The following is a 14,672-nucleotide window of genomic DNA, read 5'->3' on the forward strand; positions in this document are numbered from 1 at the left end:
ATGCACGGCTTCTTCCATGCCGACCCCTCCACCCTTCTCTCCGCCAGGCGGTCCACGCGATCATCCGGCTTTGACAACCTACCGCCGCCAGATTACCTTCACCATGGAATTACTTCATCATGGAGGTATCTAGCGTGCGTGACCCGGCCCCCACCCCTGACCAGGCGACCGAGCCCTACCAGTGGCGATGGCTGATCCTGGCGGTGATGATCGTCGCGGAGATCATGGATCTCTTAGACGCATCGATCGTCAACGTCGCCGGACCGGACCTGGAGAAGTCCCTCGGTGCCGGGTCCGTCGGCCTGCAATGGGTGATCGGCGGCTACGCCCTCACCCTGGGCGCCGGGCTCGTGCTCGGCGGCCGGCTCGGCGACCGCTACGGCCGACGCCGGATGTTCCTGGTGGGACTGGCAGCCTTCACCGCGACCTCGCTACTGTGCGCGGCCGCGCCGAACATCGGGTCGCTGATCGCCTTCCGCCTGCTACAGGGCGTCACCGCTGCGATGCTGCTGCCCCAGGGCCTGGGCCTGCTGCGGGAGAACTTCTCCGGCCCCGAACTCACCAAGGTCTTCGCGATCTTCGGCCCCGTCCTCGGTCTGGGCGGCATCATCGGCCCGGTCCTGGGCGGCTTCCTCATCGAGGGCGACTTCTTCGACCTGGGCTGGCGGTCGGTGTTCCTGGTCAACCTGCCCATCGGCATCGCGGCACTGATCGTCGCCGCGAAGTTCGTGCCCAGGAAGGTGGGCGACCGCACGGTGCAGGTCGACATGGCCGGTGCCGCGCTGGTCGTGATCTCCTGCGCTCTGCTGGTGCTACCGCTGAACCAGGGGCAGGAGGACGGCTGGCCGCTGTGAACGTGGCTGTCCATGGCCACCTCCATGATCGGTTTCGCCCTCTTCGCCCTCCAGCAGCGCCGTACAGCCGCCGCGGGCCGCGAGCCGCTGGTGACCCCGGCCCTGCTGCGCAAGCCAGCTTTCACCGTCGGGCTCGGCGGCATCGCCCTGTTCTTCAGCGGGCTCATCGGCACCCAACTCGTGCTGACCCTGTTCCTCCAGATCGGCCAGCACTTCACCGCCGGTGAGGCGGGACTCGGCAACCTGCCCCTCGCGGTAGGAACCGCGATCGGCGGCGCGGTCAGCGGCGCGTTCCTCGCCGACAAGATCGGACGCAAGGTGCTGCAGATCGGGCCGCTGGTCCAGCTGGCCGGTGCGGCCGTACTGTGGTCCGAGCTCGACGGCCTCGACGCCGCCTCGTTCTCGATCTGGGACATCGCCCTCGGCGTGGCAGTGGCGGGCGTCGGCGCCGGTATGGTGATCGCCGCCCTGTTCAGCTTCATCCTGGCCGCGGTCGACGACGACGAGATCGGATCCGCCTCCGGTGTCCTGTCGGCGGTCCAGGCGGTCGGCGGTTCCATCGGCGTCGCGGTCTTCGGCTCGGTCTTCTTCGCCCAGGCCAAGACCGGCGACTTCACCAGCGGCTTCCACCGCGCCCTCATCGTCCACGCATGCCTGCTGGTGGTCTTCCTCGCGATCACCTTCCTGCTGCCCGAGAAGGGCCGCCCCGAAGAATTGCACCACGGCATCACCCTCGACGCAGCTGCCGACAGCTCCGGCACCAAGCAGCACCTCACTGTGTGAGCCCCGGCCGGGGACCTCCTGATCGAACACGTCGACCAGTGGCTCACCTCGGCCTTCGCCCCGGCGCACCGGGAGCGGACGACCGCGCAGATGGTCCGGCCGCTCGGGACCCAGGCCGAGCCGCTGAGCCCTCGGAAGCGGCCGGAGCTGAACGTCTCGGCGGAGTTCGGCAAGAGGATCGCCGGCACGCGGGGCCCGTGCCTGCGGATGCCAACGCCTGCGGCGTTCGACGACGCCTTGCTGGAAACAGCCTCTAGTGAGCTATGGGAGTAGCAGGCGCGCGAGGGTGTCGGCGGCCCACTCGGACCATTCCTCGTTGCTCCAGCCGCGGTCGCGCGTGAGGAGCAGATAGGTCTCCGGCGTCATGATCGCGAGCGCGGTGTCGGCGGCGCGCAGTGGGCTGACGCCGGGACGAAGGCTGCCTTCAGCGGCGAGCCGGCCCGTGAACACGGCTACGACGGTGTGGCGCTGGGTGATGTTGGTGCGCCAGATTTCGGCGATCTCCGGGTCGGTGGCGGCGGCGGACCGTACGACTTCCAGTACCGCCGCGACTCGGGAATGGACCTCGGCGGTCTTCACCGCGAGTAGGCGCAGCATCTCGGCGGGTGGGGCGGCTAGGGCTTCATCGGCCCAGGGCCGCTCGAGGGACGCGATCGGCAGGGTGTCGCCGGCGATCTCGACGTCGAGGAGTTCTTTGAGGATCGCGCGTTTGGTGTCGAAGGTGAAGTAGAGCGTCTGCACGGCGACGCCGGCTTCGGCGGCGATCGCCTGCATCGTCGTGGCCGTGTAGCCGCCTTCAGTGAACAGCTTGCGGGCCGCCTTCAGCATGCGCTCGCGGGTGGCGGCGGCCTTCGCCGCGCGCACTCCGGTCTTCAGGCTGCCGCTCACGGGTGACTCTCCTCACGTTGACTAGAGCTTCACTCTAGCGCAATTCTCACTGGAGTCTAACTCTAGTGATAATTGGAGATCTGATGCGTGCACGCTCATTCATGGGTCGCGGCGGGGCCTTGGCACTGATCACCGCCGTCGAGCTGCTCGTCTTTCTGGACACCTCGGTGGTCAACATCGCTCTGCCGCAGATCGGCGCCGGCCTGCACCTGCGTGAGGCGGGTCTGAGCTGGGTCACCAACGCGTACCTGCTGGCCTTTGGCGGGTGCATGCTGGTCGGTGGCCGGGCAGCCGATCACTTCGGCGCCCGGCGTATGTTCCAGATCGGACTGGCCCTGTTCACGCTAGCCTCGGCTGCTGCCGGACTGGCCGTGGCACCCTGGCACTTGATCGCCGCCCGCGCACTGCAGGGCATCGGCGGCGCGGTGCTCATCCCCGCGCAACTCTCTCTGCTCACACAGACTTTCACCGAGCCGGACGCGCGCCGCCGCGCGTTCGGGGTGTGGAGCGCGATGGGGGCTGCCGGTGCGGCGATCGGCACCTCCGCCGGCGGGCTGCTCACGCAGACCCTGGGCTGGCCCGCGATCTTCCTGATCAACGTGCCGATCGGCGCGGTCGTCCTCATCGTGAGCCCGCGCCTTCTCGCGGCCGATCCGGTCCGGACTCGGGGCGCGACCGCCCGGCTCGACCTTCCTGGCGCCGTCGTCGGTACCGCAGGACTGCTGACACTCGGCTACGCCGTCGGTGCGCTGGCCGACCCCGGTACGCGCGTAGTCGCCGCGGGGCTGTCGGCCGTCGCCGTGGTGCTGCTCGTGGTTTTCGCGGTCATCGAGTCGCGTACCCAGGAGCCGCTGGTGCCGTTGCGGCTGTTCGGCGTACGCGAGGTCACCGGGTCGACGCTGGTCAACGCGCTGGTCGGTGCGGCGCACGTCCCGGCATTCGCGCTGCTGGCGCTGTACCTGCAGCAGACGCAGCACTACGGCCCGAACCGCTCGGGCCTGGCCGTCTTGCCTGTCGCGGCCGCTGCCCTGGTCACGTCGCGGACGGTCATCCCCGGGCTGCTCGAACGGCTGGGTGCCCGCCAGGTGCTGGCCATCGGCCTCGCCCTGCAAGCGGCCGGACTGGCCTGGTTCGCCATGCTGCCCCCCAGAGTGGACTACCTGTCGGATGTCCTGCCTGCGGCGCTCCTGCTGGGCGTCGGCCTTCCGGCAGCGTTTGTCGGCGTCACCGCCCCGGCGGTCACGGCGGTCGCCTCCGCCGACGCGGGCGTGACGGCGGGAGTCGTCAGCACCGCCCAGCGCATCGGCTCCGGGCTCGGGGTCACCGCAGTCCTCGTACTGGCCGCCGCGGTGACTGGTGACGAGACGACCGCCACGAGCCCCGCGTACCTGGCCGGATTGCGGGCCGGGTTCGCCGCGTGCGCGGCACTCGCCCTGCTCGGCCTGCTGCTCACCCTCATCCTTCTGCGCCCCGATCCATCCAAGGCCGCCGTGACGCCGGCCGTAGCGAAAGGACACCACTGATGACCCTTGCCACTGGCGACGAGCGATGGCTTGCTGAGACCTGGCCGTTCGTCCGCGACCAGCTGCCGACGGCACCCGCCCGGGTGCTCGAGGTCGGCTGCGGGCCGCTCGGCGGTTTCGTTCCCGCGCTGCACGCCGCAGGCTATGCGGCGGTCGGCGTCGATCCGCACGCACCGCATGCGCCCGGTTACCACCGCGAGCGTTTCGAAGACCACGCCGTCGACGGCCCGTTCGATGTGATCGTCGCATGCACGTCGCTGCACCACGTGGACCGCATCGACACCATCGTCGACCGGATCCACGCTGCGCTGCGTCCCGGCGGGACGCTGATCGTCGTCGAATGGGCATGGGAGCGGTTCGACGAACCGACTGCCCGATGGTGCTTCACCCACCTGCCGTCCGAGCCGATGGAGCCAGGATGGCTGCAGCGCCACCACGACCGGTGGCAGGCAGCCGGAATCAGCTGGGACACCTATCTACGCGGCTTCGCGGCCGAGGAGGGCCTGCATACCGGCGACGCCATCACCGGAGTTCTGAACTCGACGTTCACGACAGACCAGCTCACCTACACGCCGTACTTCGCTGCCGGCCTCGACGCCACGAGCGCTGACGAGCAGGCCGCGATCGAAGAGGGCTCGGTTCGGGCCACCGGGATCCGCTACGTCGGCCGCCGGGCGTCATGATGCCGACGGCTGTGATCATCGGCGCCGGCTCGGCCGGACTGGCCGCAGCGGCCGCCCTGCTGGAACGCGGCGTGAGGAGCGTCGTTCTCGAGCAGGGCGACCAGGTCGCGACTTCATGGCGGCAGCGCCACGAGGACCTGCGGCTCAACACCATACGGTGGCTGTCGGGCCTGCCTGGCTCGGCCATTCCCCGGCAGGCGGGCCGCTGGGTGAGCCGCGACGACTACATCGCCTACCTGGAGCGGTACGCACTGGAGCAGGCCCTCGACATCCGCTTCGGCGTATGCGCCCAGCGCCTCACCCCGACCGCCCGCGGCTGGCAGGTCGGCACGGACGCTGGAGTGTACGAGGCGGCGCATGTCGTCGTCGCCACCGGCAACGACCGGGTTCCCTGGCAACCCCAGCTGCCCGGTCTCGCCGCGTTCGGCCGACCGGTCATGCACGTGGCCCAACTGCGGCGTGCAGCCGACCTCGCCGGGCAGCGGGTCCTGCTGATCGGCGCGGGCAACTCCGCCGTCGAGATCGCCGGGCACCTCGTCGACCATGCCGTCGCCGAGCTGTGGATGTCCGTGCGCCGCCCGCCCAACATCCTGCCGCGCCAGCTGTGGGGCATCCCGCTGCACCCTGTCACCGTCGCGCTGCGCTACCTTCCTGAAGGGCTGCGCGACCGCCTGGCCCAGGCGATCTCCCGGCATGCGTTTGGTGATCTGAGCCGTTATGGCCTGCCCACGGCCACGGATGGCCCGTTCCGGCGGATGCGCACCAGCGGGGTGACCGCCGCGATCGACCAGGGATTCGTCGATCACCTCGCCGCCGGAAAGCTGCGCGTCGTCGCCGACGTCACCCGTCTCACCGCGAACGAGGCCGTCCTGTGCGACGGCACACGCGTCGAGCCCGACGTCATCGTCGCCGCCACCGGCTACCGTTCCGGCCTCGCCGACCTCCTCGGCCCCTTGGACGTCCTCGACCAGCACCAGCGGCCACGCACCGGCAAGGGCCGCCAGGCGCTGCCTGGCCTGTGGCTCACCGGATTCTGGCCCGCGATCGAGGGCAACCTGCGCCGGCACGGGCGCGAAGCCGGGCTCATCGCCGATGGCATCGCCACGAGCCGGTGCCGTTCCGCCGGCCCACCACCCCACTCGACCAGCCGCCGCCGAATGTCGCCCGCACCCGATTCCCAGCATCAATCTTGAGGAGTTCCCTGTGACCATCCGCCACGTCGTACCCGTCGCGCGCAAGACCTCCACCGGACGCGCCGCCGCCGTCTACACCCGGTCACTGGCCGACTTCGGCCAGACCGCGTGCATGATGCTGTCGCCCGCGCCGCAGAGGTGAGGATTCCGCGCCAACGTAGCCAGCAGCAGAAAACAAAGCGAGGCATCGTCTAAGACGAATGCCTCGCGGAGTTTAGCGTGTCCGAGGGGCCACATGAACCCCAAGTACATGATCACGATGGTCGGTGATCTGCTACTCCCGTGATCGTCATGCCGGGCGGCGACGAAATGTCGTAACGCCGCTCCGGCTAACCTTGCTCGAGATCTCGCATCTTGCCGCAACCGGCTTGCCGTTCCGGCAGCGGCGTGTGAGGACTTCCCGCCTGCATGATCCCCGACGTGGCGAGCGTGGAGTAGAACGGTTGGTTATGACCATTCCCGTTCCGCTGGCTGTCCCTCCGGCAGGTGCGTCGGCATTCGGCCTTGAGGCCGTCGGTGTTCCCCAAGTTCTTAACTTCCGTTTCGGCGCCGTTCCGGTCGGAACCTATGCCTGGAGGGCGGAGCCGTGATGAGCAGGAAGGCTGCGAGCAGGAGGATTGCCCAACTGCTCCGCGATTACCGCGGTTCCGCCAAGGACGTCATGACTGACGCCGACTATCCGCCCGACGACCCCCACAACATTCCTGGGGTCTACTTCATCGTTGAGTACCGCGACTGGGGCCACGGCAGGGAACCCGATCGGGTCAAGATCGGTAAAAGCGACGACCCGCGTCTCAGACTCGCTAACCTCCGGACCGGAAACTCGGCTGAACTGGACTTAGAGCACGTTATCTACGAACCCGACAACGGTCGGCGTCGTGCCCTCGAAGCTGAGCTACAGCATCGTTTCCTTCACCTTCGTGTGGCCCGCGAGTGGTTCCGCTGGACTGACGAGCTGAGCGACTATGTCAGCACCTTGTGCAGAGAGCAATGCTGGGAGAGGCGATACCTATGAGCGCAACTCGCCCATAGTTCGCAGGCGGTGATCGCCGGAACACGCGTCAAGAACGGACAGCGGCCTGATTGCAGGCAGGGTCACGTGTGCTGTCGAGTTGGAGAAGCTGCTGCCGCAGCTGGCCCCGAGTGTGTGGGAAGGCGAGCTGGACGTCAACATCGGACTGATCCAGCTCATGACACGGACGCACGACGCCATCACGGTCCCGTTCCCCGGCTGCAGGTCGGTAACCGGATCGTCGTCGCGGTCGACCCGCTCGGCTGGTTCAGCGCAGACAGCGGTCAGCCCGGACACGGGTCTGCGCCGGGTGTTGCTCATCATCGGCGGGGCCGGACTGGGGCTGCTGGGGGTGCACCGCGCTGCGCAGCGTGCGCGACTTACGGCGGTGCCGGCTGACCGGCAGCCGCAGCCCGATCGGACGGACGGCGGATCGGCTGCGGGCCGTCCCGTGACCGCCGGACCGACGCGTGTACTGCGTGAGTCTCACCGGACTGAGGGGTGGCGCCGAGCGCGGGCGGGCACCCCGGCCGGTGACCGCTCACCCCGGGGCGCCCGTCCGCGTTCAGCCGTGACAGGTCACCAGGGCAGCACACCGTCCTCGGTGTCGCCGTGGGACATGCTCAGATCGCCCCACAGCACACCCGTCGGCCCATCCTCCCCCAGCGTCGCCAGATGCACGCTGACCAGCGCACCCTGCTCCGGCGTACGGTAGCCGCTGTTGCCGTTGAGATCCGTTGCGCAGTAGCCGGGGTTGGCCGCGTTCACCTTGATCGGCGTGTCCCACAGCTCCTTGGCGTACATCACCGTCACCATGTTCAGCGCCGCCTTCGACGCCGGGTACGCCAGCCCCGTCATGCGCCACAGCGGCCCCTCCCGCCGCAGCTGGGTCGCCACCGACCCGACCTCGCTGGATACGTTCACGATCCGCGCCGCCGGAGCCCGGCGCAGCAGCGGCAGCAGGGCGTTGGTCAGCGCCACGATGCCGACCACGTTCGTCTCGTACACCTCCCGCATCGACGCCACAGTCGACGCCGAAGCGATCCACTCCCCCTTGGCGATACCGGCGTTGTTGACCAGCACGTCCAGGCTGCCGTACTCGTCCTCGACCCGTTTCGTCGCCCGCGCCACAGACTCCGGATCAGTCACGTCCAGCTGCACGAACACCGCGGCGGCCCCGCCGTCGCGCAGCCGCTGTGCCGCCGCGCCACCCGCCGCCTCGTCTCGGGCGCACACCAGCACCGTGAAACCCCGCTCGCCCAGCAGCCGTGCCGTCTCATACCCGATGCCCTTGTTCGCACCGGTCACCAACGCAGTCGTCATGCTCCGATCATTACCCCGCAGCCGGGCCCGGACCAGGCACGACCAAGGCTGGTACCACCTGTACCACCCACCGGGCATGCGCCGAGGGGCACGATGGGGACGTGGACCGCACCGAACTCGCCGCCTTCCTGCGCACCCGCCGCGCCCGGCTGCGCCCCTCCGACGTCGGCCTGCCCGGCGGCGACCTCACCCACCGGCGCACCCCGGGCCTGCGCCGCCAGGAAGTCGCCCACCTCGCCGGCATCTCGGTGGAGTACTACGTACGTCTGGAACAGGCCCGCAGCCCGCGCCCGTCCCGGCAGGTGCTCGCCGGCCTGGCCAGGGCGCTGATGCTCACCGGCGACGAGCGGACATACCTGTTCCGCATCGTCGGAGAGAACCCGCCCGCGGCGATCGGGCCCAGCACCGGGCTGCTGCCCGCAGTGCGCTACCTGCTCGACAGCCTCCGGGAGACCCCGGCGTACGTGGTCAACGCTCGGTATGACGTGCTGGCCTGGAACCCGATGGCCACGCACTTCATCGGCGACCTGTCGGCGTATCCGCTGCCCGAGCGCAACATGATCCGCTGGTCGTTCAGCCGGGTCGCGGAGGAACACATCTGGTCCAACGAGGGCGCACTCAATTTCACCCGGGCCACCGTCGCCGATCTGCGCGCCGCCTACGCCCAATACCCCAACGACCCGGGCGTGGAATCGCTCGTGACGGAGCTGCTGGGGACGTCGGCCCGGTTCGCGCAGCTGTGGGAGGAGCGGGAGGTCGCCGTCCGCCGCGGCATGGTTAAGCGCATCGACCACCCAGCCGCCGGGGCGCTGGAGTTCGAGTGCCAGCAGCTGCGGGTCACCGACACCGACCAGACGATAATCGTCTACTGCGCCGCTCCCGGCTCGCCGACCGAGGCGGCGTTCCGGCGGCTGGCCGCGCTGCCACCGACGGGCGCCAGCAGCCGTCCCCTGGCCGCAGGTAGGTAAACCGGCCGACGACCAGGGACGTGACGCCGCTTGTCCGATGCCTCCGATGACGCTCTCGTCGCGACGGCGAGCTGTAGCTTTCGCGACGGATTTACAGAAGGCCACTTGTACCTACTATGACCAGGCGAAATGGTCACCCCCACGCAAACTTTGGCGCGGTATCGTCGATCTTGAACACTCACGACCGCAGAATAGCTCTGACGGCCAGAGCGAGGGCGGCTGACACGACCAGGTTCCCTGCTGCTCTACGACTTTTCGAGGTTGCCTCGCGTGGGTCTCGCAGGGGTCGGCGCTCGGTACCGTAAGCGGGTGTGAGCGGCCGCTTCGCCGGCCGCGTTAGCGGTCGCCGACAATGCGGCCCTGTATCGCCGTCCGGCTATGTACCGGGGTCTGGTTGGCCCCTGGGCGGAGGTGGCAGCAGGTTGTCAGACTTTGACGCATGTCGTGGTTGGGTCGTCGACCCGTGTGGATACCGATACTGCTGATCGTGGTGGCGATCCTGGCCGTAGTGGCGGTGCTGTTGTTTTTGGTTGGTGCGGATGATCGGACGCAGAACGTCGTGCAGTCGATCACAGGCGTGGCCGCGTTAATCGCGACGTTAGCAACGATACGCACCAGTGCCCCAACAGCGGTACTAGCACCTGACACGAGTCCGGCTTCTGCTGCGCCGGTCGCAAGTCCGCTAAACGACCGACCCATCCAGGTGTGGAGCACGCCGCCTCGAAATCCGCATTTCACCGGTAGAGAGACCGAACTGCGAGCCCTGGCCGTTGCGCTGTCGGCCGATCGCGTGGTATCGGTGTCAGCGCTCCATGGACTAGGCGGGGTCGGAAAGACGCACCTCGCCCTTGAGTTCGCCTACCGTCACCAGGACACTCTTGACACAGCGTGGTGGGTGCGTGCAGAGGAAGCCGCCACGATCCCCGCTCAGATGGCCGCCTTCGCGACCGCGCTCGGCGTGGACGCCGGCGACGACCCCCTCGCAGCGGTGCGCGCGGAGCTCGGCCGCAGATCGGGATGGCTGCTCGTGTTTGACAACGTCGAAGACTTTGCCGTGCTCCGGGACGCAATCCCTACCCGAGGCGACGGATGGGTACTGATCACCACCCGTCGGACCGGGGCCGAGGCGTTCGGGCAGGTCCTCAGCATGGACGTCTTGCGCCGGACGGAGTCGGTACGACTGCTCGAGGACCGGCTTCCCGAGCTGAGCGCAACCGTAGCTGATCGGCTGGCTGATCTTGTCGGAGACCTGCCGCTGGCCCTGGTACAAGCTGCCTCCTACATCCGCCAGACGGGGATTCCGGTCACCGAGTACGTGCGGTTGTTGGAATCGCGGCTGGGAGACATGGTCGGACGTGGCTACGTCGTCGACCGCGACGGCACGACCATTGCGACACTATGGCAGGTGACCCTCGAACGGTTGCGCGCCGGCACCCCTGCGGCGGTGCAGTTGCTCGAGGTGTGCGCATGGCTGGACCCGGACGCCATCCCGCTGGATCTGTTCACGAACCACCCGAACGAACTGCCCTCACCCCTGAGCGAAGCAGCTGCAGACCCGGTGGCGTTCGCCGACGCGGTTGGCATCCTAGTCGCGTTCAGTCTTATCCGCCGTGACGGCACCAACATCGCCGTCCACCGGCTACTGCAGGCCAGCGTTCGCGCTACAACACCTGCCGCACTAACGGAAGCAGTCGCGCTGCTCGACACTGCTGCGCCAGAGAAGGTATATGGCCGACCGCGGAACTGGCCCAGCTGGCGCGAACTTCTCCCACACGTCCTGACTGCTACCAGCTACCCCGAGGCCACCACGATCGACCCCGACCGCATGGACAGAATGCTGGCGGGCGCGGGCGCGTTCCTCCAAACTCAAGGTCAGTACAGCGATGCCGAACCGCTCCTGCGTCGAGCCCTGTCCCTCACCGAGGCCACCCACGGCCCCGATCATCCAAGGGTTGCGATTCGGCTGAATAATCTCGCCAAAGCAATGCGGGACCTAAAGCGGCCAGGTGAAGCAGTGCCCCTCGCCCATCGCGCTCTGGCCATTAATGAGGCTATCCACGGCCCCGATCATCCCAGCGTCGCCATCCGTCTGAACAGCGTGGCTATGGCGCTGCAGGACCTGGGGCAGTCCGATGAAGCTGAACCGCTCCTTCGTCGAGCTCTGGCTATAAACGAGTCCGTCAACGGCCCTGATCATTCCAGCGTCGCCATCCGACTGCACAACCTCGCCCGAGTGCTTCGGGATTTAGAGCGGCCAGGCGAAGCAGAGCCTCTCGCCCGCCGTGCTCTGGCGATTAGTGAGGCTGTCCACGGCCCCGACCACCCCACCGTAGCCATCCGATTGCACAACCTCGCTCAAGTATTACTCGACCTGGAGCGTCCCAGTGACGCTGAGCCCTTCGCACGCCGAGCCCTCTCTATCGACGAGGCCGCCTACGGCCCCAACCACCCCGATGTCGCCATCCGGCTAAACGGCATTGCTCGTGTGTTGGAAGCCCTGGGCCGTCCCAGTGAGGCTGAGCCCTTCGCCCGCCGCGCAGCCGACATCCAGCCCCGCCTGAACCTATCGACTGCAGACGGCCAGGAGTAGCCGAATCTGCCGATCATTTCAGAGACCGGGCTGGTCAAGCCCTGCCAACCCTGCGCACCCCATGCCCAGTCAACTGGCACTCGCACTTTGGAAGTGCCGTCCGAAACGCACTCCCAGACGCAGTCTTGAGACGGCCCGCCATCAGGACAAACATCGTCGAACCGAAGTCTGGAGTCTCCGGGGCTACATGAACCCCAAGTACATGATCACGATGACCGGTGAGCTGCAGTTGTGATGATCACGCCGGCCGGGGTGGTGACGGCGATGGTGCGCTCACTGCCCCAGCTGGCTGTTGCGCGGGGTCGTTGGGTCATCATGTTCCCATGACGATGCCGCAAGTACGCGTAGTCGCCGTGGACGTCGGCTCCGTCGCTCGCCCGAGCACTCGCGATTCGCGTGGGCTGCCTGGGACTGCTCGCCGACACCCAGCGGTGAGTCGGCAGCGGAAGGCCGTGAAGTTGCTGCGGGCCGCGACCCTGCAGGCGTTGCTGACGTCATCACCGCCGCGCTGCACGATGGCAGTCTAGTGGCACTCGGTATGGAGTGCCCGCTGCTGATCCCCGTCCCCGCCGCGTGGGAGCACCTGGGCCGAGGACGCGTCGGCGAGCCTGGTCGGCCACCGCCGGCGCCTCCTCCATGGCGACCGGCCTGGACCAGCTGGCTTGGGTGCTGCAGGAGGTCGCAACACGCACGCCCGTCCATGCGACGACCCAACCCGGGCGCTGGTCCCCTGACACGCCGCTGCTGCTATGGGAAGCGTTCGTCTCCGGCGCCGCCAAGACCGACCTGAGCCAGGACGGACACATTACCGACGCACGAGCAGCAGCCCGCAGCTTCGCCTGCCGAGCCCACCAACCCCCGGCCCCCGACGCAAGCGACATAAACGTCGGCGACCACCGCCCCTTCAACCTCGCCGCCGCAGCCGCACTACACGCAGGACTACGTATAGAACCAGACGAACTCTCCGCCGCCCTTCTCGTCATCTCCGCCCACAAGCATTAACCGATGCATCCGGACCTATGTCTCAGCGCTCGCTCGCGAGTCAGAACGCGCCGCCGAACACGAACGTTTATCAGGAACTGAGCCGGGCATCTGTAACGGCGCGGCACCCCGTTCCCTGCCGGGCAATGCGACGCCGATGCGGCCGGATGAGGTGGCTCCGTATCTGCCTTTCCCGACGGCAGAGCGTCGGGCATGATTTCTTCGTGCCGAAGCCACCGCATCCTCCTACGTCGCGAGATCTGGTCCTCGACTCTCTGAAGGTATCTCTGCGCAACGTTGGTGTCGGCCGTGGCCCCTGGGAAGCGCCCACCGCCGATGCCGCCATCGGCCAGATTGCGGACGCCGTTGAACTGGACATTCGGAAGCGGCTCGAGGGCCTGAACACCCGTGAAGTTGTCCGTTGGGCGGCAGTGGAAATGGCGCACTGCACAGACCTCCAGCTCAAGGCGCGAACCGCGGCTCCATCGTCGCTCACTAGGGCTCGTGAGGCACAATTGCACGCCGAGAATGCCGCAGCTGTCCACCTCGTCCTGGAACTCGCCGCAAGGCAACCAGCCGGTGGCAGTCGGCGGGATCCGAGCCGACGTGACTTCGAGGCCCTCGCAATCCTGGGCCATGAACTCTGGCGATGGCGGACTGTAGCAGACCAGGTCGCGGCCCGGCTGGTCACCGTGGCTGGCGCCAAACTGACCAAACGAGGCACCTTCGATGTGGAGGTTCGCGACCTTCCCCCCTTCCGGCTATCCCAGTTCGAGAACGCTTACGTCAGGCGGATGGCCGACAACGGTCCACTTCGAGGCTTGGGTGATAACGCTGTCCTTCAAGCTCTTGTTCGGTCTTTGAAAAGCGGTTCGGCAATTCCTGGCAATTTAGCTGCCATAGATGCGGCGTTAAAGGACGACCGTGGCTACGGGCTGGTCGATCTTTTCGCCGCACAGGAGTTTCTGATCCAGGTCAGCGGGGTCGACGATGACAGTGTTCCTGGACATCTGTTCTCCAGTCGCGAGAGCCTGGAGGGCACCGTCCGGGCCAACATGGATCAGCTCCTGCCCGCCGCTCATCTCGACGGCGTGCTCGAAGCATGCCGACACCTGATCTGGACACAAGCCCTCATGCAGGACTCACCGCTGCAAATGTTGGAGTACCGGGAATCGGTCGGTCGCCTCTACAGCCGTCCGGTTCTCGAGCTTGCCGACCTGTCCCTCTTCGTGCCTCGGAACGCGCCCGGACTGGCGCGCGTTGTGCTGCTACAACGAATCTTCGAGGGGACCTGGCCCGAGCAGCTCTCGGCAAGCGATGCCTCGCTTTCCCGAGCACTGAAGCAGCGTCGGGAGCGGGTACGTCCCATTGCAGGTTTCGAGGCCGACCTGAAAGGCACCCTCGCGTCTACGGGTTTGCCGTTCGCCGTCAGGGTCCGCCAAAGCGCCCTCCATCGCCCCTCTGACGTGCTTGGCGTTTCTGTGCGTGCCGAGATCGATGCCGTTGTCGTCGCTGTACACTCGCTGACCATCTGGGTGCTGGAGGCCAAGGACTTGGCGGTACCATTCTCGCCGCGCCGTATCCGCGGCGAAGTGCACAATTACCATCGGGCCGGCGGACATGTGGACAAGTTGCTGGCCAAGGTCAAGGACGTCGCCGCGAATCCGGCCGAGGTCGCAGGTCGGCTCGGTGCTGCCGATGTGGTAGGGACATTCGCCGTGCGGGGCCTGTTCGTGACCCGAGAGCCGACCCCGGCAGCCTTCACCGATGACCGCACACACGACTTCGTCACCCTCGACCGGCTACCGGATCTTCTTTGGAAGGACCCCAGCAGCTGATGCGGCCCGACCGGCATTGAGGAGGGCCGGTGTTGA

Annotated in this window: 12 protein-coding genes; 10 read left to right on the forward strand and 2 right to left on the reverse strand. The window is 67.5% G+C overall.

Annotated features, from left to right (window positions below):
* Nucleotides 1-134: 134 nt before the first annotated feature.
* On the forward strand, nt 135-854 hold the full coding sequence (locus Cs7R123_RS31450) for an MFS transporter (RefSeq protein ID WP_212831899.1): 720 nt from the start codon (nt 135-137) through the stop codon (nt 852-854).
* 12 nt (nt 855-866) lie between these two features.
* Nucleotides 867-1,637 carry an MFS transporter gene (locus tag Cs7R123_RS31455; protein ID WP_212831902.1) on the forward strand — a complete coding sequence of 257 codons (771 nt, stop codon included), beginning with the start codon at nt 867-869 and terminating at the stop codon, nt 1,635-1,637.
* 261 nt (nt 1,638-1,898) lie between these two features.
* Here Cs7R123_RS31455 and Cs7R123_RS31460 read toward each other — a convergent pair whose 3' ends face one another.
* Complete coding sequence (locus Cs7R123_RS31460) at nt 1,899-2,525, reverse strand: TetR/AcrR family transcriptional regulator (protein ID WP_212831907.1); 627 nt, start codon at nt 2,523-2,525, stop codon at nt 1,899-1,901.
* An 83-nt stretch (nt 2,526-2,608) separates the two neighbouring features.
* Between Cs7R123_RS31460 and Cs7R123_RS31465 the strand changes: the two genes are divergently transcribed.
* The 5 genes from Cs7R123_RS31465 (at nt 2,609) to Cs7R123_RS31480 (ending at nt 6,939) form a co-directional block, all read left to right on the forward strand.
* Nucleotides 2,609-4,048 carry an MFS transporter gene (locus Cs7R123_RS31465; protein WP_212831908.1) on the forward strand — a complete coding sequence of 480 codons (1,440 nt, stop codon included), beginning with the start codon at nt 2,609-2,611 and terminating at the stop codon, nt 4,046-4,048.
* Complete coding sequence (locus Cs7R123_RS31470) at nt 4,048-4,731, forward strand: bifunctional 2-polyprenyl-6-hydroxyphenol methylase/3-demethylubiquinol 3-O-methyltransferase UbiG (RefSeq protein ID WP_212831909.1); 684 nt, start codon at nt 4,048-4,050, stop codon at nt 4,729-4,731. The genes Cs7R123_RS31465 and Cs7R123_RS31470 overlap by 1 nt, the downstream gene beginning before the upstream one ends.
* Complete coding sequence (locus Cs7R123_RS31475; RefSeq protein ID WP_212831910.1) at nt 4,731-5,924, forward strand: NAD(P)/FAD-dependent oxidoreductase; 1,194 nt, start codon at nt 4,731-4,733, stop codon at nt 5,922-5,924. Before Cs7R123_RS31470 ends, Cs7R123_RS31475 begins: the two co-directional genes overlap by 1 nt.
* A 10-nt stretch (nt 5,925-5,934) precedes the next feature.
* A complete protein-coding gene (locus tag Cs7R123_RS40900) occupies nt 5,935-6,066 on the forward strand; it encodes a hypothetical protein (RefSeq protein WP_280517341.1) in 132 nt (43 codons plus the stop codon).
* Between the two features lie 447 nt (nt 6,067-6,513).
* Nucleotides 6,514-6,939 carry a GIY-YIG nuclease family protein gene (locus Cs7R123_RS31480; protein ID WP_212831911.1) on the forward strand — a complete coding sequence of 142 codons (426 nt, stop codon included), beginning with the start codon at nt 6,514-6,516 and terminating at the stop codon, nt 6,937-6,939.
* Nucleotides 6,940-7,515: 576 nt separating this feature from the next.
* Here Cs7R123_RS31480 and Cs7R123_RS31485 read toward each other — a convergent pair.
* On the reverse strand, nt 7,516-8,259 hold the full coding sequence (locus Cs7R123_RS31485) for an SDR family oxidoreductase (protein ID WP_212831913.1): 744 nt from the start codon (nt 8,257-8,259) through the stop codon (nt 7,516-7,518).
* 101 nt (nt 8,260-8,360) lie between these two features.
* On the opposite strand from Cs7R123_RS31485, the gene Cs7R123_RS31490 reads away from it, so the two are divergent.
* The 3 genes from Cs7R123_RS31490 (at nt 8,361) to Cs7R123_RS31500 (ending at nt 14,636) form a co-directional block, all read left to right on the forward strand.
* Nucleotides 8,361-9,227, forward strand: coding sequence for a helix-turn-helix transcriptional regulator (locus Cs7R123_RS31490; protein ID WP_212831914.1), 867 nt, complete (start codon nt 8,361-8,363; stop codon nt 9,225-9,227).
* A gap of 487 nt (nt 9,228-9,714) precedes the next feature.
* Complete coding sequence (gene fxsT / locus Cs7R123_RS31495; RefSeq protein WP_212831915.1) at nt 9,715-11,817, forward strand: FxSxx-COOH system tetratricopeptide repeat protein; 2,103 nt, start codon at nt 9,715-9,717, stop codon at nt 11,815-11,817.
* Nucleotides 11,818-13,022: 1,205 nt separating this feature from the next.
* A complete protein-coding gene (locus Cs7R123_RS31500; protein ID WP_212831916.1) occupies nt 13,023-14,636 on the forward strand; it encodes a hypothetical protein in 1,614 nt (537 codons plus the stop codon).
* The last annotated feature ends 36 nt before the right edge of the window (nt 14,637-14,672 follow it).

Source organism: Catellatospora sp. TT07R-123 (assembly GCF_018327705.1).
GTDB lineage: Bacteria > Actinomycetota > Actinomycetes > Mycobacteriales > Micromonosporaceae > Catellatospora.